The organism is Paenibacillus tengchongensis (genome assembly GCF_008973665.1).
GTDB classification, from domain to species: Bacteria; Bacillota; Bacilli; order Paenibacillales; family Paenibacillaceae; genus Paenibacillus_AQ; species Paenibacillus_AQ tengchongensis.
Map to the genome: position 1 here is coordinate 213,854 of NZ_WACP01000012.1, position 20,821 is coordinate 234,674.

Annotated in this window: 21 protein-coding genes and 1 riboswitch; of the genes, 2 read left to right on the plus strand and 19 right to left on the minus strand. The window is 57.2% G+C overall.

Going from position 1 to position 20,821, the window contains the following annotated elements:
• Window positions 1-2 precede the first annotated feature (2 nt).
• From F1381_RS20175 to F1381_RS20205, 8 genes are all read right to left on the minus strand, one after another.
• On the minus strand, window positions 3-968 hold the full coding sequence (locus F1381_RS20175) for an NAD-dependent epimerase/dehydratase family protein (protein WP_151736643.1): 966 nt from the start codon (window positions 966-968) through the stop codon (window positions 3-5).
• Window positions 965-1,804 (minus strand): dTDP-4-dehydrorhamnose reductase family protein, encoded by an 840-nt coding sequence (locus F1381_RS20180; RefSeq protein ID WP_151736644.1) that lies wholly within the window; start codon window positions 1,802-1,804, stop codon window positions 965-967. Before F1381_RS20180 ends, F1381_RS20175 begins: the two co-directional genes overlap by 4 nt.
• Entirely contained in the window at window positions 1,801-2,787 is a 987-nt protein-coding gene (locus tag F1381_RS20185; RefSeq protein WP_151736645.1) for a polysaccharide biosynthesis protein, read from the minus strand. Before F1381_RS20185 ends, F1381_RS20180 begins: the two co-directional genes overlap by 4 nt.
• Window positions 2,777-3,871, minus strand: coding sequence for a non-hydrolyzing UDP-N-acetylglucosamine 2-epimerase (gene wecB, locus F1381_RS20190; RefSeq protein WP_151736646.1), 1,095 nt, complete (start codon window positions 3,869-3,871; stop codon window positions 2,777-2,779). The genes F1381_RS20185 and wecB overlap by 11 nt, the downstream gene beginning before the upstream one ends.
• Window positions 3,872-3,915: 44 nt before the next feature.
• Window positions 3,916-5,463: a glycosyltransferase family 4 protein gene (locus F1381_RS20195; protein WP_187355470.1), complete on the minus strand. Its 1,548-nt coding sequence runs from the start codon at window positions 5,461-5,463 to the stop codon at window positions 3,916-3,918.
• 207 nt (window positions 5,464-5,670) lie between these two features.
• Window positions 5,671-5,802 (minus strand): hypothetical protein, encoded by a 132-nt coding sequence (locus F1381_RS29120; protein WP_281349936.1) that lies wholly within the window; start codon window positions 5,800-5,802, stop codon window positions 5,671-5,673.
• Between the two features lie 94 nt (window positions 5,803-5,896).
• Window positions 5,897-7,030: a CgeB family protein gene (locus F1381_RS20200; protein ID WP_151736648.1), complete on the minus strand. Its 1,134-nt coding sequence runs from the start codon at window positions 7,028-7,030 to the stop codon at window positions 5,897-5,899.
• 31 nt (window positions 7,031-7,061) lie between these two features.
• Window positions 7,062-8,159 carry a CgeB family protein gene (locus tag F1381_RS20205; protein WP_425495284.1) on the minus strand — a complete coding sequence of 366 codons (1,098 nt, stop codon included), beginning with the start codon at window positions 8,157-8,159 and terminating at the stop codon, window positions 7,062-7,064.
• 366 nt (window positions 8,160-8,525) lie between these two features.
• Here F1381_RS20205 and F1381_RS20210 point away from each other — a divergent pair, with 366 nt between their 5' ends.
• Window positions 8,526-9,245: an AAA family ATPase gene (locus tag F1381_RS20210; protein WP_246188125.1), complete on the plus strand. Its 720-nt coding sequence runs from the start codon at window positions 8,526-8,528 to the stop codon at window positions 9,243-9,245.
• 398 nt (window positions 9,246-9,643) lie between these two features.
• On the opposite strand, the gene F1381_RS20215 is transcribed toward F1381_RS20210, so the two are convergent.
• From F1381_RS20215 to F1381_RS20265, 11 genes are all read right to left on the minus strand, one after another.
• Window positions 9,644-9,817, minus strand: coding sequence for an aspartyl-phosphate phosphatase Spo0E family protein (locus F1381_RS20215; RefSeq protein WP_246188118.1), 174 nt, complete (start codon window positions 9,815-9,817; stop codon window positions 9,644-9,646).
• 147 nt (window positions 9,818-9,964) lie between these two features.
• Window positions 9,965-11,410: a glycan biosynthesis hexose transferase WsfD gene (wsfD, locus tag F1381_RS20220; protein ID WP_151736651.1), complete on the minus strand. Its 1,446-nt coding sequence runs from the start codon at window positions 11,408-11,410 to the stop codon at window positions 9,965-9,967.
• 11 nt (window positions 11,411-11,421) lie between these two features.
• Window positions 11,422-13,323, minus strand: a complete 1,902-nt coding sequence (locus F1381_RS20225; RefSeq protein WP_151736652.1) for an LTA synthase family protein — start codon at window positions 13,321-13,323, stop codon at window positions 11,422-11,424.
• Between the two features lie 257 nt (window positions 13,324-13,580).
• Window positions 13,581-14,798: a hypothetical protein gene (locus F1381_RS20230; protein WP_151736653.1), complete on the minus strand. Its 1,218-nt coding sequence runs from the start codon at window positions 14,796-14,798 to the stop codon at window positions 13,581-13,583.
• Window positions 14,798-15,385, minus strand: coding sequence for an RNA polymerase sigma factor (locus F1381_RS20235; protein WP_246188119.1), 588 nt, complete (start codon window positions 15,383-15,385; stop codon window positions 14,798-14,800). The genes F1381_RS20230 and F1381_RS20235 overlap by 1 nt, the downstream gene beginning before the upstream one ends.
• 974 nt (window positions 15,386-16,359) lie before the next feature.
• Window positions 16,360-17,697 carry a 5'-deoxyadenosine deaminase gene (locus F1381_RS20240; protein ID WP_151736654.1) on the minus strand — a complete coding sequence of 446 codons (1,338 nt, stop codon included), beginning with the start codon at window positions 17,695-17,697 and terminating at the stop codon, window positions 16,360-16,362.
• Between the two features lie 72 nt (window positions 17,698-17,769).
• Window positions 17,770-17,868, minus strand: a riboswitch (purine riboswitch).
• 140 nt (window positions 17,869-18,008) lie between these two features.
• Window positions 18,009-18,530: a GNAT family N-acetyltransferase gene (locus F1381_RS20245; RefSeq protein WP_151736655.1), complete on the minus strand. Its 522-nt coding sequence runs from the start codon at window positions 18,528-18,530 to the stop codon at window positions 18,009-18,011.
• Window positions 18,531-18,714: 184 nt separating this feature from the next.
• A complete protein-coding gene (locus F1381_RS20250) occupies window positions 18,715-19,125 on the minus strand; it encodes a hypothetical protein (RefSeq protein WP_151736656.1) in 411 nt (136 codons plus the stop codon).
• A gap of 4 nt (window positions 19,126-19,129) precedes the next feature.
• The gene (locus tag F1381_RS20255; RefSeq protein WP_246188120.1) at window positions 19,130-19,432 is read right to left on the minus strand and encodes a hypothetical protein; all 303 of its coding nucleotides are present in this window, start codon (window positions 19,430-19,432) and stop codon (window positions 19,130-19,132) included.
• Complete coding sequence (locus tag F1381_RS20260; protein ID WP_151736657.1) at window positions 19,429-19,767, minus strand: alpha-helical endospore appendage domain-containing protein; 339 nt, start codon at window positions 19,765-19,767, stop codon at window positions 19,429-19,431. The genes F1381_RS20255 and F1381_RS20260 overlap by 4 nt, the downstream gene beginning before the upstream one ends.
• Before the next feature lie 30 nt (window positions 19,768-19,797).
• Entirely contained in the window at window positions 19,798-20,091 is a 294-nt protein-coding gene (locus F1381_RS20265) for a nucleoside-diphosphate sugar epimerase (RefSeq protein ID WP_420850492.1), read from the minus strand.
• Window positions 20,092-20,277: 186 nt separating this feature from the next.
• Between F1381_RS20265 and F1381_RS20270 the strand changes: the two genes are divergently transcribed.
• The gene (locus F1381_RS20270) at window positions 20,278-20,808 is read left to right on the plus strand and encodes a GNAT family N-acetyltransferase (RefSeq protein WP_151736658.1); all 531 of its coding nucleotides are present in this window, start codon (window positions 20,278-20,280) and stop codon (window positions 20,806-20,808) included.
• Window positions 20,809-20,821 lie beyond the last annotated feature (13 nt).

Here is a 20,821-nt window from a genome sequence, read left to right on the forward strand (position 1 = left end):
CTTTAACCTTCCTTCCCAGCTCCTCGGTAATAATCCAGGATATCGGCCAGCGATCTCGCCGGCGGAATCTCCGCCTTCCAGCCCAGTACCCCGGCGCCAACTTCAGCCGGATAAGCGTCCGCTTCGCGCCCCGATGCTTCCGCAGTGGCGGAATCACGGTCCGGCCCGCTGTCCTCCGGACCCCAGTCCATCGGGACAGGGGCGGATGCCCGGGATAACAGCTCAGATGCAATGTCCCCGAGCCGGCGCGGCTTCCCGGAGTCAATCCGGTACACCCGCCCCGTCTCTCCCCGGCGGAGAATAACGTCATATGCCGAGACGGCATCGCGGACGTCCAGGAAATCCCGCTGCGCATACCGTGAGGAGAGGCGGAAGGGCGGAAGCTCTTCTCCGACCCCTGCCGCCGCCTCGCTCATAGCGATGTGGCGGGCCAGCAATGAGCAGAATCCTGTGGAGGGCCCCGGCCCAATCAGATTGCAGGGTTCGGCAAGCAGCACGGGCTGCTTAAATAATGTCCCCCAGGCCAGGGATACCAGCTCCTCCAGCGTCTTGCTCAGGCTGTAGGGATGCGGCGGGCCTTCCACGGTGCCCGGCCGGTACTTGAGCCGGGAGCCGGCTACCAGGATGCGGCCGGCGGGCCGGCCCCGGAGCGACTCCAGCAGATACAGGGTAGCCATAACATTGGTTTCCATATAGAGCAGGGGATCACGCCACGATTCGGGCACCGAGTTGCGGCCGGCCAAATGCAGCACTTCATCCGGACGGACCGCCTCGATCATCGCGTGCACCGCGGCGCGGTCACCCAGGTCACAGATATACGTAGCGACGCCCTGCGCAAAGAGATTCGGCTCTTTCGGAGGCCGTCGCACCACGGCAGTAACCTCAGCCCCGGCGCTATGGAAGTGGCTGACGGCATGCCTGCCCGTGAAGCCGCCGGCGCCGGTGATGAGGATCCTCCGGCCGTTCATGTCGGCATCCCGGAAGATCTCATCCAGGCGGCCAGTTCCGCCAGCATCTCGGGATAGGAGGGCAGCGGAAACTGCACATCCTCCCGCGTATTGACCAGGGTGCGGTCCTGCACATGCTCCGACTCGGGGACGATTCCCACATCCGTTTTATTGAAGGCATACTGTATATGCCGCAGCAGTTCGCATTTACTGAGCGGCTCAGGATGCGCCAGATGAATCAGCCCGGAAATCTCTGAATCCAGCAGGCGGTCAACTACCTTCGCCAGCTCCAGCGTTGTGACGCCATTCCACATGACCCGCTCATAGCCGGACACGGGGCCCTTCTGGGCGAGGAACCACTCCATCAGGCCGATGCCGCCGGAGCGGATTTCCGGCCCGATGATGGAGGTGCGGACGGTGACATGCCCGGGTGCGTGCACTTCGCCGAGACTCTTGGTAATGGCGTACACCGAGGTTCCGTCAGGGGTATCCGCTTCGGTGTAACCGCCGCGTGTTCCTTCGAACACGCAGTCGGTACTGATATGAATCAGCCGGGCATGTACGGCGTCGGCCACCCGGCGCAGCCGGTGGGGCAGAAAGCCGTTGACATGGTAGGCGCCGATCCGGTCGCGCTCGGCGAAATGGTTCAGCACGCCCAGCGCATTGATGATGACATGGGGAGAGACGATTTCGACCAGCTTTTCCACGCCGGCGATATCGTCGGCATCCACATACAGCCCGCCAAGATCGCTCTTATCCCGGGTGGTGTGGAAGACGTGATGCTTGCCCTGGCGGCGGAAATACGCCGCCAGCATGTGACCCGCCATACCGTTTCCGCCGAGAATGAGCAGCTTCACTTCAGGAACCCTCCCCGGATCAGGATTTCCTTGATCTCCTCCTGATCCATCAGATTATTCTCAGAGCTGAAGCTGTTGAAGGATACATGCGGATAACCTTTATAGTGGTCACGCAGCTCCGGCATATCCAGCGTCGGCAGAATGACGAGGTACTGTTCGTCATACACGACAGTCGTCTGGCTCTCGAAATCGCTCATCAGAATTTCGTGGATTTTCTCGCCGGGACGGATCCCCGTCTCCACGATGCTGACATTCTCTTTGCCGGAAGCTTCAATCAGCACCTCGGCCAGATCGACGATGCGGCAGGTCGGCATGGTCATGACGAAGATTTCCCCGCCCAGGCTGACCTCGGAAGCCTTGAAGAGCAGCGTAATGGCATCCCGCAGTGTGAAGAAGAAGCGGGTCATCTTCATGTCCGTAATGCGCACCTGGCTTTTGTCCCGGATCTGCTTCATGAACAGATGCACGACGCTGCCGTTGGTGCCAAGCACATTGCCGCCGCGCACAGTCACGAAGCGGGTGCGGCTGCCCAGCAGATTGGCATAGACGAACAGCTTCTCACCGATCGCTTTGGTCATGCCGTAGAAGTTGGACGGGTTGGCGGCCTTGTCGGTAGAGATGTAGATGGCCTTCTCCACGTTGCTCGCGATGGCCGCCTCAATGACATTTTGCGTACCGACGACATTGGTCTTGAGCGCTTCGTACGGCTGGTCCTCGCACACCGGAACATGCTTGAGGGCGGCCAGATGGAACACATAATCCACACCGCGGCAAGCGGCTACCAGCGCTTCTTTGTCGCGGATATCGCCGATCACGAAGCTGAGCCGGCTGTCCTCGAACTCACGGCTCATCGCCACCTGTGCCGATTCACTGCGGGAGAAGACGATAATTTCTTGAGGATTCTGCGGCAGCAGCTGCCGGATGAGTTCATGCCCCCAGGAACCGGTGCCCCCCGTAACCAAAATCCGTTTATTATTGAACATGCAGGTTCCCTCCAAGCAAAAATTTAACTACCTTTGCCGAGACATCCGGGGCCTTGTAGCCTTCCGGCGCCTCCCACTGCCGGCTTACCGACGTCATCAGCCTGACACAGCGGAGAATGCTCTCCGCCTCCACTCCCGATACGACATTGCTGCCGCAGTCCACCGTCTCCGGCCGTTCAGTCGTCCGGCGGATCGTCACGGTCGGAACTCCCATCAGGCAGCACTCCTCCTGAACAGTGCCGCTGTCCGAAATGGCGCACAGCGCGTGCCGCTCCAGACGGACAAAATCGAAGAATCCGAACGGCTCATGGAATTCGACGAGCGGGTGCATCGCCAGCGGAAACTGCTCCGTCAGTTTGGAGCGGGTCCGGGGATGGATGCTGCAGATCAGGCGGAGCCCGAAATGTTCGGCCACCAGGTTAAGCCCGGACATAATCTGCAGAAGTGATTCCGGATCATCGACATTCTCCGCGCGGTGCGCGGTGACCAGAAAGTACCGCTCTTCTTCCAGTTCCAGACGCTCCAGGACATCGCTGGCCGCAATCCGGGTCTCATAACGGTTAATGACCTCATAGATCGGATTGCCGGTCAGCACAATGCGCTGGCTCGGATAACCCTCGCTGAGCAGATGTCTTTTGCTCTGCTGCGTATATGGCATATTAATAGTGGAAACGGCGTCGATGACACGGCGGTTTTTCTCTTCCGGCACCTTTAAATCGTAGCAGCGGTTGCCCGCCTCCATATGCACAACCGGAATGCCCATCCGTTCGGCCAGAACGGCGCACAGCGCACTGTTGGTATCGCCGAGCAGCAGGACCCGGTCAGGCTGCTCCTTCAGCAGAATGCCTTCCAGTCCGCCGAACATCGCGGCCAGCTGCCCGCCAAGGCCCGCCTGTTTATCCTGCAGCACATAATCCGGCGCCCGCAGTCCCAGCTCCGCGAAGAAGATGCCGCTGAGGCTGGCGGTAAAGTTCTGGCCGGTATGCACCAGCACATGCCGCTCCGCATGCTGATCCAGCAGCGGAATGATGACGCTCAGGCGGATAATTTCAGGCCGCGTGCCCAATATCGTCATGATCTTCATGAGTTCACTCCCCTGCTTGTTGTAATGATGGCCGGGCGGCCGCGCTAGGCCGCCCGGCGCCGCCGGCCGGCGCGCCGGGCACGCCCGCCGCGGCGCGGCTTCGTGCGGCGGCGCACCTCGCGCGCCCGCCGCTTGCCCGGGCGCCGGCGCCCCCGCGCCCGTTCCTTGCGCCGGCGCAGCTTGCCGCGCCGGAGCTTCAGGCGCCGCAGCCGCAGGGCGCGGCGCAGCTTCGGCCGCCGCCCCGGCGGGGGCGCGGGCGGCGGGGGCGGCACGGCGGCGGGCTCGGCGCCGCCGGGAGGAGCCGCGGCGACGGCGGGCTCTGCCGCCGGCGCGGGGTCCACCGCCGCAGGAAGCGGCGGTGCCGGGGGTTCGGGCGCCGCTTCCTGCGGCGGCGCCTCCGGCGGGGCGCAGTAGCGCAGGTACCAGCGCTCGGTAAGCCCCAGCAGCCGCGTGCGGTAAGCCTCCGGCCCGTACAGGGCGGCGATGCGCTCCCGCGCCTGCGAGCCGATCATAGCCGCGAGTCCCGGCTCCGCCAGCAGGGCGTTCACCCGCCCGGCCAGGGCGGCGATGTCCTCCGCCGGCGCCAGCTGCTCTCCGCAGCCGGCCGCATGCAGGATTTCCTGCAATCCGCCGGAATCATAGGCCACCACCGGCTTGCCGAAGGCGAAGCCTTCCAGAGCCGTCATGCCGAAGCCTTCGCGGATCAGGCTGGGAACGACCAGCACATCCATCGCGCAGTAGGCGGCGGGGAGACTCTCCTCATAGCCGACAAAATGAAACTTTCCGCTCAAGCCCTCCAGCTTCACCTTGCGCTGGCAGCGGTCGTAATAGCTTTTGTCGCCGGGGGTGCCGATGACCAGAAATTTGGCTCCCGGGTGGCATGCGGAGACGAGAACCGCCATCTTAACAAAATGCTCCAGACCCTTTTCTTTATTAATAAATGAAGAAATATAACCGATCAGCGGCTCCTCCGGGGTCACCCGCAGCTCACGCCGCCGGTCCCCGCGCAGCTTGCTCCAGGCTTCGGTCAACAGATCCTTATCATCCCAGGACGGAGGAAGCTGGGTAACCTTGCTTTCGCGGATGTACTCCGGAAAACAAGCCGCCGCCGTGTGCGAAATGGCCAGAATCTCATCGCTGTTGCCTTGGATCAGATCCACGCTGAGGTGAGTGTAATCATTGTCCGTTATCGTCTCCGATATTTTCCAGATAACCGGAATTTGCAGCGATTTTGCCGCCAGCGCCGGTAATGCGTGCACACAGGTACTGCAGATAATGAATGCGGGACGCACGCCAGCCAGCCAGCCGGCCAGTTCTTGGTACTCTTTGCTTTCCTGGAATTTACGGATATCTGCCTCCAGACCGCCGTAAGGGGTGTACATTCCGTAAACGAGCGGAATCGGCAGCAGCTGCACCTGTAGTCCGGCAACGCGCGCCTGGCGCGTCAGCTTGCCGTCCTGAGGGGCAACGAGGATACAATTAAAGTAAGGTGAAAGCTCCCGTCCGAAGAACAGCAGCAGCTTTTCCGCACCAGTAATGCTGCGCGTGTTGGATACATGGGAAAAGAGGACGATTGTAGCTTTGTCGGCCATGGTGGTTCGGCGCTCCCTGGCAAGGGGCCTCGAGCGACCATTCACCTCCCTAAAAGTTTTACGGAGCATCGGCTTCAGAGCATTTCGCCGCAGTAAAACTCGCTCCGGAAGCATCCGCTTCGTTTTACGGAGCATCGGCTTCAGAGCATTTCCTTCGCAGTAAAACTCGCTCCGGAAGCATCCGCTTCGTTTTACGGAGCATCGGCTTCAGAGCATTTCCTTCGCAGTAAAACTCGCTCCGGAAGCATCCGCTGCCGGGAAATGCTGCTCAGGCGCTTCGCTCCGGTCCGCCTGATCCCGGCCGAGCCGGAGCCGGGGCAGCCTGCGGGCGAACGCCAACCCGGTACTCCAGTATATTGAGGGGGGACAGTTACCGGCACGACACCTGTCCCCGGTTATCCGCACAATTCCGCCTGCTTCCGGCTCTCCTTGTTTAGCTGTAGATAACCGCCAGCAGCTGATTGACACGCTTGAGATAGGTGTGATCCTTCAGCGTCCGTTCAAAAGCGCGCAGCGCCATCTCGCGCCGTTCCTCCTCGTGGGTGAGGTAGAAGCGGATCTTCTCCATCAGCTCCAGCGGAGTGGTGAAGGTATCGATCTCTTCGCCTACTTTGTAGAAGGAGCCCAGATCATCTCTGGCGTCGCTGAGCTGCAGCGTGCCGCTGGCCGCGATTTCGAAGGTCCGCGGGTTGGGCGATGCGGCCGGAATCGACAGCGCATTGTTGTTTACCACTTCGTCGATATGGGAGCGGTGGAGGTTAATGACGATCTTTGAGCCGCTGTAGGCGACTGCCGTCTCCTGCGGCGTCATCCATTTGCCGATCTCGATCCGGTCCGCATAGAGCGGCGCTTCGGGCAGGCGGTCCCACCAGATACCGTTGATGACCGTGTTGTAGCTCATCAGCTCGGGCATGATTTCCCGGAAGAAGGCCACACGGTTCCAGTAGGCGGAGCCGATGAAGCTGATATCCCGGTAAATCGGAGAATGAGTCACGGTCGGACGGTAATGCTCGCGGTGGGCCGCAAACGGCAGGTAGTGGACTTCGGCGCAGCCAAGGCCGCGGTAGACCTCCACGCAATTCAGCTCAAGCGTGAACACGTAATCGTAATGCGTAACGATTTTCATCGTAAAATCGGTATAGTAAGGGTCATCCGTCAGCCAGATCGCCGTCTTGAAGCCATGGCCGCGTATGGTGGCCACCTGATCCAGCGGCAGATCAAGACCGTCCAGCACCAGTACAAGGTCGGGCCGGTGGGTCAGCACCAGGTCCACCAGATTTTGGCGCACATCGCTAATGGTGACCTGGGTAGTCAATTTTTGCAGTGCGCAGATCACAGCGTCGTCGAGCGGCGAGTAAGGATAGCCTTTTCCCGAAGCCACGTAGAGAATGTGAATGTCGCGGACCGGCAACGGTTCTTCCGGACGGCCGTCGAGGACAGTGAGTCTGCCCCGCAAATACCCTTCGTCGTACCCGACCTTGAATCCGGTCAGGCGTCCACGCAGCTTCTCTTCTTCGGCAGGCGACCGCAAAATGGGCGGTGCGGGCATAATAAATTGATTATCCATGAGAATTCGCTCCTTCATCCTGTTTTGGATTTCATGTCTGGGTCATCATTACATTAAGCAAATAGGGCAGCCTCAAGGTAAATGTATGCCGGCGCAGCGTCGTCTTCAGTCCCTGAAGGGCAATCTTCCGGCGCTCCTCCTCATGCTTCAAATAGTAATCAATCTTCTCCTGCAGCTCCTCGCCCGAGGCAAAGGTATCCAGGTCCACGCCCGGGCGGTACAGGCTGCCGAGATCCTCGCGGACATCGGTCAGCTGCATGGTTCCGCAGGCGCTGATTTCATAAGTGCGCGGATTGATCGAGCGGGATGGCAGCTGAAAGGTGTTGCGGTTGTCTTGGCCGCCCTCCCAGGGCCGGTGGATATTAATGACCAGCTTTGCCCCGCTGTAATAACTGGCCGTCTCCTCCGGCGGAATGAAGCCGTCCTTAATGAACGGTGACAGCTGCTCGTAACAGGAGAGACGCTCCCAGAATCCGCCGGCGATGAGCACTTTTTTGTCCAGCAGATACGGGGTCATCGCATCGAACAGCTCAGTCCGGTTGCGGAACGCATTGCCGATGAACACAATATCGTACTGATACTCCGGAAGGGTGCGGCGCGGATAGAACATCTGCGGATTCACACACAGCGGCAGATAGTGCACCGAGGCGGCTCCAAGGGCGCGGTAGAACTCCAGACAGCCCAGCTCGTGGGTAAATACATGATCGTAATACTTGCAGATTTCGGAAGTGTCCTCCGTAAAATAAGGATCGTCGGCGAACCAGATCGCCGTACGGATGCCAAGCCCGCGGATCTCGCTGATCTGCTCCAGATGATTGCCGGGAAAGACATGCAGCCCGTTCATCACAAGCACCGCCTCCGGCCGTTCCCGGGCGGCGACCTCCAGCATAGTCTCCGGCGCGCTGATGATCAGCTCGCTGACCAGCTGCCCGAGCGCCTCCGTTATCCCGGTGTCGATGGCCTGAAAGCCCTGCGGAACATACATGATTTTGAGAGACCTGCGTGGTTCCACTTCCAGTGAATTCAGGTGCTTCACTGCTTCGCATAATCCAAGGCGGTATCCCTCCCGGTAACCTTCGCGGTAGTCCGGGGGATGCTTCCTTTGCATTTTCGCATTCACGGCTTTCACCCTGCCCCGTCATATTCTCAAGACAGTAGTACTATATGCGGAGTCAGCATCCGCCTCATGGACACCTGTCTGTATTCCGGCGAAATTGGCAGATGCCCCCCATGCTTCGCCCGGACCAGCCCGCACCTTTGCAGATGTCTTCCACTCGGGTACACTAGTACATAGGCAGATGAGATTAGAGAGCAGCCGGCACCCGGAAGGGGCAGAATAGCAGCACCTGGTACAATCAAAAACGCTTGAATCCGCTCATTCCACCGGAACAGCCTTTTTTGAACGTTATAAGATTGGAGAATCAGAAGAATAGGAGAGATGGAAGTGAGCCTTTATTCCGAAGAAGCGCAGCTCTACCTCCGCCATGCGGAGCTGATGCGTGAACACATTCCGTCATTCGGGGAATACCCGTTTCATCTGCCGGCGGTGCGGGAGCTCAGGCGCCTTGAGTTTAAGCATCAGGTAACCTTTCTGGTCGGGGAGAACGGGACAGGCAAGTCGACGCTGCTGGAGGGGATCGCTGCGGCATGGGGGTTTAACCCGGAGGGAGGGACCCTGAACTTTTCCTTCAGCACCCAGGCCACCCATTCCGGCCTGCATCAGTATTTGCGGCTGGCCCGGGGCGTGCGGCGTCCGAAGGATGGATTTTTCCTGCGGGCGGAAAGCTTCTATAACGTGGCTTCCTACATTGACCGGCTGGATGAGGAGCCTGACCGGTTCGGTCCGCCGCTGAAGCACTCCTACGGCGGGAAATCGCTGCATGAGCAGTCGCACGGCGAGTCGTTTTTTGCAGCCTTTGTCCACCGCTTCAGCGGCCAGGGACTATACCTGCTGGATGAACCCGAGGCTGCGCTGTCGCCGCTGCGGCAAATGTCGCTGTTAGTGCGCATGCATGAGCTGGTGGAGCGCAGATCGCAGTTTATCATCGCCACCCACTCGCCGATCCTGCTGGGCTATCCGGGGGCACAGATTTATTTGCTGGACGGGGAGGATATCCGCAGCGTGGCGTACGAGGAGACGGATCATTACGCCATCACCAAGGCGTTCTTGAACGACCGCAGCGGGATGCTGCGCGAGCTGCTGAGCAGCGAGTAGGGCCGGGAAAGTGCAGCGTGCCGGCTTCGCTGCTCGAGTGTGGTTCCTCTTCTGCCTTTTGCGTCCTCAGTTGCGAAGGCAAACCCCTGAACAGCGCCCCGCAGACCTGCTGCAGCGTCCAGACGCTTTGTATCGTGAAGCATAATTAGTCCACAAAAGCGCACCGCCCGGGCCTGCCAGCGCTTACGGACTCGGATGCACCTATTTTTCGTAATTGTCCAAAGGCTTGTCTGCAGAACCTGCCTCCCCTATTTCCGATTAAGAGACTCCAATCTGAACAGGACCAGACCATTTTTCACCACTACCGCTCCCGGCCCCCGGGCTTGCACCCACGACAAAAAGACACTCCGGCGATGCTGCCAAAGTGTCTCCTATATGTCCCTTGCGACGTTTCTCTACTAAATGAGCTGATCATCCTTGTCGGCAAGGAAATCGATGTACTCGTTAATGAGCTCGTCAAGCTTGATGGATTGGCTGAGCACCCGGGCATCCTGCATTCCCAGCTCCAGCGCCAGGCGGTTCAGCTCCTGTCTGGCCTGCTCGATCCTGATCCGGTAATCCTCATTTCCCATAATGGCCCCCTTCTTCGCCGAGGCTGCCCTGCAAGCCGACTTCTATTAATTTACTAAAGTTCCAAACACATTGTATTCTATAATAGGCCCAAGGGTCAATTGATGATCCGCAAAATGTACTTGGGGTAATGAGCGTACACCAGCCCCTCAAGACAGACCCAGACCGGATTTCCCCGCCCTCAGGGTCCGCGCCAGCATTACCGTCTTGTGCACCGCCCAGGCAAACATAACTACCGCCATCATATCGAAAGAGACATTAAAGAGGAACAAATGCTTGCCGATATCCGCCCGGCCGTCGCCGAGAATCGGTACAAGGAACGAGAAAAGCCCGATCAGTCCCAGCAGCATCAGCAGCTCTCCGGCAATCCGCTCCCGCACCTTGCGCGTCCGGAAATACTCCCAGCACACACCGGCATAATAGATGAAGTAGAACACAGCCAGGAACCACAGCGTATCCGGTACAAGCTCCCGCTTGAACTGGCTCCAGCCGCTATAAGCGTAAGTTAAGGCGCCCGGAGCTTTACCCTCGCTTTTCTCATAATTGCCCAGATAGTAAGGCCGGATGTCCATACTGTTCGTCGCAGCATATTCCATATTATCTATCAGACGGGCCGGATGCTTCAGATAGAACAGCAGCACATCGCCGTGCGAGATCCGGTTGTAGAAATCGCCTTTCAGGGAAGGATCATCTTGTTTAATCGCCGTATTTGTCTGAAAATAATTCGTTCCCGCCAGCACCTTCAGCCGCTCCGGCAGGCCCAGGTCCCGCAGATCCCCCTCCACATCCGGAGATTCGTTCAGAATCCCGAAGAACACCGTCTGGTACAGATTAATATGCTTCAGTTCTTTGGGAGCCGTCACATAGAGCACGATAGACAAGAGGCAGACCGCGGCTGCGAACCAACGTGCCAGCTTGCGCCAGTTCCCCATGCCGTCCAGCTTCGCCAAGCGCAGGAAGATCAGGGCGAAGGCGATACCGACGGGAGCGTTCTGGATTTTGGAGCAAACGAGGAAGAGCACCGCAATCATAAACAGGGTCAGGTCCCTACCCGAAGGCTTCTCCTTCGCCGTCAGCCTGAGGCCAAGCGCAAAGGTGAGCAGCATAAAGACCATCGACACCGGCTCGCCGAACAAGGAATTGAAGTAGGCCAAATAACCGATATCATAGAAAACAAACAGCACCGCCGCCGCCAGCAGCAAGCCCAGCACATAGGACCTCTTCGCGCCCAGCTTCACGGTCAGCCAGGTGGCTGCCAGCAGCAGCAGGCCGTAAACCGCCGCCAGCAGGCGGATATCGAAGTAGCTCCCGTGGAAGATGCCGGACAGCAGTCTCGGCAGCAGCACCAGCAGAATCTGTGAGGACGGATAAAAGCCGAGAAACAGATTTTCATAGGAGAACCGGGAATGGCTGTAGCTGAAAAAACGGTCGGCATAGCTCTCCTCACCATAATAGTGCAGGCCGACCGTATTCATCATCCGCAGAAAATCACCGTTGTCGGCGACGCCGACAAACGGCTGCAGAAACAGCAGGTACAGGATCAGCCCCAGGCCGATCAGCACGGCGAACATTTGCGGTTTGTTCCATTTCTTCATCGGTAGACCCCTTACCGCTGCGGGAGCAGCTTCACGTATTGATCGGACAATTCCATCAGCTTGAGAATATAATCATAATCGCTGCGGTACCTGCTGAAGTCCTCCACCGGCTCCAGCGTAGACAGCGATACCGCCTCACCGTCGTCAAAGCCGGCGCCCGGTACAAAGAGAATATCATTGTTGAAAAAAGAGCCGGTCGGCAAATAGTAGCGCATCCCGACCACATTGCGGTCAATGTTCAGCAGATCCTGCCCGAAGGCCGTAAAGCCCTCCCCGCTCAGCGGGATGCCGAGCAGATTCGCGATCGTCGGCAGGAAGTCGAGCTGCCCGCCCGTTTGATCCGTCACCACGCCTTGCTTCATGCCAGGCGCATGGATCATGAACGGAATGTTGAAGCGGCTGATCCGTTGGTCATAGGGAATGCCCAGTGCTTCCTCCACCTGCTGCGCCGGCACATCCTTCGGCTGCAGGCCGAAGTGGTCCCCGTACAGCACCAGCACAGTATCGTCCCATAAGCCCTGCTGCTTGAGCAATTCAATGAAAGTGCCAATAGCATAATCGGTGTAATTGATCGCTGTCAGATAATCGCCAAGCATCGTCCCCTGCAGCTGGTCCGGCAGCGTAATCCGTTTCGCTTCCTCGGGAATACGGAACGGATGATGGCTGGACACCGTCACAAGCTGGGCATAAAAAGGTGTACCCTGCCGCTGCAGCGCGGCCAGCTTCTCCGCTGCCGTAATGTACAGCTGCTCGTCGGAAGCGCCGAAGGCATTGAAATGATCGTTCGTAAAATCATCCTTATCATAATAGCCGTTAAAACCGAGTGCCGGATACATCCGGCTGCGGTTCCAGAACCCGGCTTTGTTCACGTGGAACGTATAGGCTTCGTAGCCCCTCTCCCGCAGCAGGCGGGGCAGGCTGGGCAGCGTCCGGTCGCTGAACCCGGTGGACATCGCCAGCGTGCCGATCGGATAGATCGAGGTATTGCTCATGAACTCGGCATCGGAGGTATTGCCGGGCCCGATCTGCTGAAAGACCCGGGGAAAGTAAAAGCTCTCACCGGCCAGCCCGTTCAGCACCGGGGTCAGCTCCTGGCCCTCCAGCGACTGAAAGAGCGGGAAATTCTGAAAGGCTTCCATTTGAATCACAATTACATTTTTACCCTTTTGTGAGCCAAAGTAATCGGGCACCGCCCCGGGCGGCTGATCACTGTAACCGTAGGAAGCCTGAAGCTCCTTTATGTCATCAGCCGTTTCGCCAATGTCGCCTGTACCGACCAGTCCGTTGTCCTCCTGAGCCTTGATGGCCGCAACCGCCTCATAATTAAGAAAGCCCGCGCTTTCCGCCTGTACCAGCTCATTGGTAATATCACGGGCGCTGCGGATGGAGTAGAGTGACAAGGCGCCGCCGCAGATGACCGAGACGAGGATGACGATCAGGAAAGCTCTCCGTGTCCTGCGCTGCGGCACGTTCCGGCGAAAGTCCGGGCCGGCAGTTCCTCTCCATCTGCGGAACAAGGCGTATACCAGCAGCACCGCGAAATCGGCAAAGAACAGATAGTCCAACGCCCGGATAGTCGATTCGACGCTCTCCTTGACCTGAAACACCTGATTCAGCTCATAGAAGGCCAGATAAGTCGGCACTGAGCCGAAATGGTTGAAATAGACACTGCTCGCGAACAACAGCACCGACAGCACGCCATTCCATATCCAGTAGACAGCGGTTCTCGCCCGCGCCGGCGTAATCAGTGTCGACAGCCCCAGAAGCAGCAGCACCGGAGCCAGATCATAGGCGATCCATTCCCAGGCGATCCGGTCAAACAACAGCAGCCGCAGAAGCAGCAGCTTGAGCCACATCAGCCCGGCGACAAGGTAAAAATGGGCGCTAAGCTGCCCATAGGTCCTATTCTTCATCGCAATCTCTCCTGTCCTGCCATATGCGAGCCATTTTGCTGTATAAGCTGCAATTAAAGCCGCTTAATAACAAGCCGCTCCACCCGGCAATTTGTAAAGTAACGTCCTGTTTTCTGTAAAATATCGGATTTCACTAGTATAACAATACTTGTATTCCAGTTCAAAGCGGAGCCAGCCGGGGAATGCCGGCATAAAAAAGAGACAAGATGCCCGGAAAACGGGCTCTCGTCCCTATAGTACAAACGGAATGAAGAAGATCAATTCACCGGTTCAACTAACAGCTCGTGTTCCACCATCTTAGTAAAGCTAAAAAAGACACCGTTAAGATTATAAGAGGCCTGAATATCCGGCACGTCCTTGTCACTCGAGACGAAGGTAACCGTTCCCGGCGTTGGCTGGTTCTTCACCAGAACGTAGTCCTCCAGCCGGATGCCGAACAGCCCGTCGGCAACGGCTGCAGCCGTGCTCTGCAGCTGCGCATCTACCATCGCCAGCAGCGCCTGGTCCTGTTCGGCCCGCTTCTCCGGATCATCGGGTTTGGCAATTTGCAGCGTAGCATCCGATATGCCGAACAATTCGAGCGTATCGTAATCCAGCCCAACGGTTGCCAGCACGTTGTCATCATTACCGTACGTCAGGCCAATAAAGTTCTTCTTATCGCCGACATATCGCCAGGCATAATGAAACCGCATATTCTGCGGGTTGCCCAGCTTCTCTATTGCCTCCACACCTATCAGTAATGCTTCTGGTCGTATATCACCCTCATCAACCATAAAGTGGGCATACGAGTAGACACCATTATTAAATTGAATACTGGCGGTTCCGCCGGATACCGTTACATTGTCATAAATTTGCGCAGGCTCGCTGTCTGAGGCTCTATAGTTGATGCCGCGCCTTACACTCTCCGGCTTATACTCGCCTTTATATCCCAACTCCCGCAATTTCTCTTCGCCCTTCGCGAGCAGTTGCCCATCGGCTTCCTCCGGAGTAAGTGAAGCGTCGATCGACGCCATAACGACCTCCCCGGTTTCTGCGCTGACTAAGACAAAAGCGAAGCCCCCGACTCCGTCTTCGTACATCAGCCTGGCTTGCTCGTAGCCGCCCGGCCAGTCCATCGACTTGAACGGAAGCGTCCTGCCGATGTACTGCTGCATCAAGCGTTCCGCCGCCGCCTTCATCTCTTCATCGGTAGCCTCCGGGACCGTCTGGACAGCCGGGGAGGCGGTAGCCGCGGGAACCGCCGGTTCCCTTCCGGTCTCCTGGCCGAAATACACGGCTCCCGCCCCGGCAAAGAGCAGGATTCCTGCCACGGCGGCCACCCAGCCGCGGCGCCTCGATTGCCGCCGCTTCGGCTCCGTCCCGCCGCCCGTCAGCCGCTGCATCACCTGATCGGCATGGGCATCCGTGAACCGGCTTTGCTCATACGGCCCCTTGCGGGCCTGTTCATACCACTGCGGCTTGCGCTCTTCCATCATTATTCCCGCCCCCTTAGCTGTTCCTGGACTTTGCGCCGCGCCCGGTGAAGGCGCGATTTGACCGTTCCTTCCGGCAGTCCGGTCAATCCGGCAATCTCCCGCACCGACAGCTCCGCCTTGAGATCAAGCACCAGCACTTCGCGCAGCTTCAGCGGCAGCCGCATAATGATCTCCCAAATCTCGGCCACCCTCCGGTTGCCCATATACTCCATCTCCGCCGAGGCGGACATACCGGCCTGCCGCATTACCCGCTCCTCATGCTCCGTGTCTGCGGCGTTCAAGGTCTGCTGCCGTCCGCCCCATAGCCCCAGGCGGAAATATTTCGATTTGCGGTATGAGAATACAGTATTGCGGGCAATCGTGAATAGCCATGCTTTAAAGGTCGAGGTCCCCTGGTACGTCGCGATGCGGTAATAGCATTTCACGAAGACCTCCTGCGCCAGATCATCGGCCGTCTCGCCGTTCCCGGTCAAATAGTAGATATAATTCCAAATTTCATCCCCGTACAGCCGCATAATCTCTCTCAGCTGGTCTTCATCCAGGGCTTGCGCCCGTTTCAGCCCCTCAAGTTCGAGTTGGATCTCCAAGTAATAATCACCCCTCACTATATATGACCTCCTAAGCAGCCGGATGGTTCCCTGTTTACGAATAATATAATGAAGTAACCGGATTTCCTAACGTCAATTCTATTGCATTCTCTACAATAGATTAGACCAATAAATTCGCCATGCCGCTATCTGCTGTATTTTGTACATTTGATTTTCTATAATCTCCGCAAAAACGGGCCAATCCAGTAATTCTAATGTACAGAGTACAATAGAATTCATTTTGCGCTGAAAATAAGCCCGATCTATTGCACAGAATGCAATCTGCATAAGATGGGCGAAAGAACCATTCGGCAATGCAGGAGCGCTAAGTAGAGACAGCGCCAAGAAGTGTGTGTTAAGTGGAAGTATATGCTAAGCGAAGGTTTGTGCTAAGCGAAGGTTTGTACTAAGCGGAAGTTTGCGTTAAGCGAAGGTTTGGAACTTTATATAGCTTGATTTTGGCACACTAATTTAGCCGTTTTTGCGGATTTGAACCAATTAATTCGATTATCGCATCTTAATTTGGACGATATGGGCGTAATCATTGATTTTCGTCCATAGAAGTGGCGGGTATCCAACTAGATCTGCGGTAGGCTCCATACAGGTGAATTTAAGTAGCGATTTTCCAACTATATATGTTGAACAAAAGGACCATACTCCAAAGGCGGGAGTGCGAAGCGGGAGTTTGGAAACGGAGGAGCTGTATCGCCCGCCTGAAAGCTATCGGGAGCAAAGCCCCATCCTAAGCAGAAGCTGCCACCAGAAATCAACCAGGAAAAATGTTATTAATCATTAATGCTGGCGGCGGACAGCGGCCGGAAGTCCAAACCTTCCACGGAGTTACGATAAAACCTCATGTTAACTTCAAAAGTTAAACCTATCTATTTAAGCAGGCGCAATACATACACAAATACAGACCCCCGTCCTCTGTCCGAGGCTGGGGGTCTGCCTGCATTAAGCCATTTTACACGCTGTCAGGCCAGCTGGGAGACCGCCAGCAGACGCTTGATCGAGCGGTCGGCCTCCCGCAGCACGACCTCTTTGTCGACCGTCCGCAGCAGCCCGCGCTCCATCAGGATTTCCCCGTCTACGATGGTGGTCTCCACATCGGCGCGGGTGGCGGAGTAGACGATACGCGAGATGGGATCGACGTCGTAAGACGGGAACGTGTGGAAATTGCAAAGGTTAAGGATGGCCAGATCGGCTTTCTTGCCGACCTCGATGCTGCCAATCTGGTCTTCCATGCCGACCGCCCTGGCGCCGCCGATGGTCGCCATGCGGAACACGCTGCGGGCGTCCATCGTCGTCGGACCGTGCAGCGGCTTCTGGATGATCGCCGCCAGGCGCATCTCGTTGAACATGTCGAGATTGTTGTTGCAGGGCGCGCCGTCCGCCCCCAGGCTGAGATGCACATGCTGGTGCAGCATCCCCGGCGTATCGGCGATGCCGGAGGCCAGCTTCAGGTTGGAGCCGGGGCAATGGCTGACATGGACGCCGCGGTCGCGCAGTATCCGCTTCTCCTCATCGTCCAGCCAGACACAGTGCGCCAGAATCAGCCGCTCATTGGCCAGCCCCAGATGATCCAGGTAGACCACATTGCGCATGCCCGTCATCGCCTGCACAATTTCAATCTCCCCCTGATTCTCGGAGGCATGGGTGTGCACCTTAACGCTATAGCGCGCCGACAGGTCCCGTACTTCCTTCAGCAGCTGTTCGGTACAGGAAATGACAAAGCGCGGGCTGAACGCATATTGAATCCGGCCGCCGCCGTAGCCATGCCACTTCTCCAGCAGGTCCACGCTCTCCTGCAGGGACTGCGCGGTCTCCTCCTGCAAAGCCGGTGGCGCCTCCGGGTTCTTCTGGTCCATCATGACTTTACCGGACAATGCGCGGATCCCGCTCTTGGCGAGCGCCTGGAAGGCGTAGTCTGTATGATGGACGGTCTCCATATCGACGATGGTGGTCGTACCGCTGGTAATCAGCTCACCGATGCCCAGCATGGCGGAATAGTACAGCGACTCTTCGTCATGCGCCGCTTCCAGCGGCCAGATCCGCTTGCGCAGCCAGTCCATCAGCTCCAGATCGTCAGCCTTGCCGCGGAACAGAGTCTGGCAGAGATGGATATGCGTCTGCACAAAACCCGGAATGACCGTGCGGTTCCTGGCCTCCAGCACCTTCTCGTCTTCAAGCGGCTGGAGCCCGCTGCCGATCTCGGTGATCAGATTTTCCCGGATGCGGATATCTCCGTATACAATCTCTTCCTTTCCGTTCATCGTAATAATCTCGGCGTCCTTGATCAGAATATTCGCCATTCCTGCTTCCCCCTTAACATTCAATATGGATTGTGCGTCATGACGCAAACGGCAAAAAGACCACAAAAATATGCGCAGCGCACACATTTTCGTAGCCGGAAATTTACGGTTCCCAGTAGAGACCCTTAACCCGATTATTAAGGATATACGAAAAGAAAGGACTATTCATTTGAATAGCCCCATAATAAAACAGAGACAAACCATTTGTCAATAAAACTAACACACAATCATCTATTTTATCAAAAAAGACTCATTTTCAATAATTTTATGTAATGTTAATTAACATAAAATCTAATTTTGCAGCTGTTCCCTCATTTATCCGTGTCAAATCTTTTCTCGAACACAGGAAACCCTGCGGTTCTCCCCGAAACCTTCACCTCGCCGCGCAGTTCGTAGCCCATGCCCTTATACAACGCCAGCGCCGGCGTATTCTTGCTGTACGTATCCAGCCGGATACCGGTATACCCTTTCTTCCGGGCCAGTTGCTCGGCGAAAGTAATCAGCTTGCGGGCAATCCCTTTTCCCTGTGCTTCGGGATGAACAGCCAGTCTGTGCATCACCAGATAGGTCCCTTCATTCTGCGGCCACTGAATCTCCCGGTATTGTTCAGACTGATGCTCGTCCAGCACCAGGATGCCGGCTACCGCCCCATCCAGGAAGTAAGCGTACAAAGTGCCTGCGGCAATATCCGCGAGTAGGATCTCCTGGTTCGGATACGTCTCATCCCATTGATCGCTTCCTCCCGCTTGCATTACTTGCACACAGGCAGCAATCAGTTCCATAATTTCCGCAATCTCTCCGCTTGCCGCTTGGCGGATGTCTTGACCACTCATCTCTATCCCTGCTCTCTATAGGCTTTTGAATCCGCTGGGCGATTCTGAAGAGAAGTCTACCACATCCGCGAGCCTGTACGGTAGCCGGCAGGATGACATGGCTCTGGAAGCTCAAGGAGCGGGAGGGTGTACGCAATTGAACACGCACTGCCTTCCCGCCCCCTGCGGGACGTTTAATCCTCATTTATTCTAATTCCAGCTTATGCCCATCCTCGAACCCCTTGGCGAATCCGGCGTCGAACCCCACGTTGTACGCTTCGGTGTAGCCCTGCTGAAAAGCGTCCTCCGGCGGTGTTTCGGGCGCGACGCCCAAATCCGGGGGGAGCGGAACCACCTGCTGAACCTGCGGCGGCGGCGGCGGAGCAATCTCCACCGCCGGAATCACCTGCACCGGCGGCGTTATGATCCGAACTCTGCGTACCAGCTTCCGGCGGATTCTCTTTCTGCTCCGCCGCACTCCCGTTCTGAAGTATACAATCTTGCGGGAACGGCGTTTGCGGCCGAGGCCCCGCTTGACTCTGGCTTTGCGCGCCAGGAGCAGCTTGCGTCTGCGCCCCCGCACCGCCGAACGCGTTCCAAACCGTCTTTTTCTCATCCTCTTACTCCTCCCGTACTCCCTGTACTCTGGAGGTTCCATGCGCGCACGCATCGTTTAGCCATGGTGCAGCAGGAATTCCCCGTTTGGGCTGATGCAGCGAAATACCGGACATCATCCGGCACATGGCGCTTTGATATTGGCTCAGGATTCTGATATTGTCGCTCAGCTTGCGGGCTGTCAGCTCCGATTGCCCCGTAATCTCGGCAATGCTCTCCAGTATGGCCGCAAGCGCAGCCTGGCTGCGGGCAATGGAGCGGATCATCTCCAGCTTGACGGCGTGTTCAGAGCTCAGCCCGCCGCTCATTTGCTTTCCTCTCCGAAGTCGAATCCTTCTCCGGACATGCCGTCAAAACCGTCCCCGCCTTCTTCGCCGCTGCCCAGCACCGCTTTCAGATTACTGTACAGCCCGTTCTCCAGCTTGGTCAGCCCTTCCACCAGTTCCACAACCACCTCATGGATAGAGATGGATTCCTTCAGCTGCTCCTGCTGCGACTCGAACACTCTTGAGTGAATGTGATGCTGCGTCCACTGCTTGACTTTTTCCGCTTCCACCGCCTTGGCTTCAAGAATCATGGCGATGTTCCACTGGATGGCAGCGGACGATTCCAGCATTTGCAGATAAGCCTTCTCTCTGCTCATCTTCCGCCTCCTGCTCTTCTTGGTGCTGCATTACTCTTCTTCATGGCCGTTCAGTTCCTTGACGACTCTGCCCACCCCTTCAGCCATGGCCTCTTCGAGATCGGCAATGGCGTTCAGGTAAGCAATGATGTTCTTGTTCACCTGACCTGAGCTTTCGATCAGCCCGCTGATTCCGTCAAAATCAGGATCTGCATCCGGCAGATCATGGACAATTTGCGACATACGGACGGCAACGTGGCGCTCGGCGTCGAGAATCCGTGCCATCTGTTCGTGCGTATGGGCCATGTGCTGCAGGATTTTTGTGATTTTATTCTGCACCTTCATGTCTCCTTTGCTCAAACGCCCTGATACATCATATGCGGCTATGGCCTGCCCGGTGCGGAGAAGCCTTTACAGAAGTAATAAAGGCCGTTGACAGAGTGAAGCGCGCAGGATTATGCTGGGTGCGGAAATTGAACTTTTTTTTCCATTTGTAGCAGGACCCGCTCCTGCCGTGATCGGAGGAAAACGATGAATGTATCAAGCTTCCGCCTGGATTTAACCCCGCTGACAGCGGGGGAGCTGTCACTCGCCACCTATAATTTCGCCGGCCTGGAGCAGGCACTCGGCCTGAACGTAACCGGAACAACACTGGATGAAGAGCTGCGTTATGCGATGCGGATCAGGCTGTATAAGGTACTGGCCGAGGAGAGCAATTATCTCTGGCTGACCCATTGGGCCATTGTCCACAGAGAGGAGCAGCGGGTTATCGGCTTTCTGATTCTGAAGGGGAGCCCGAACGAGCAGGGCGAAGTCATCATTGGATATATCATTGACGAGAGCTACCGGAGACAGGGCTACGCCACGGAAGCGGTTAGCCGGATGTGCGGATGGATATTCCAGCATCCGCAGGCCTTATGGGTCGTCGCCGATACCGAGAAGGACAACACGGCCTCACATAATGTGCTGAGACGGCTGGGCGCAGAGCTGTACCGGGAAACGGCTGAACTGTACTGGTGGAGAATACCTTCACCCGCCGCCGTACAGCTTGAAGCCCGTTAAAGCCTGTAAGACG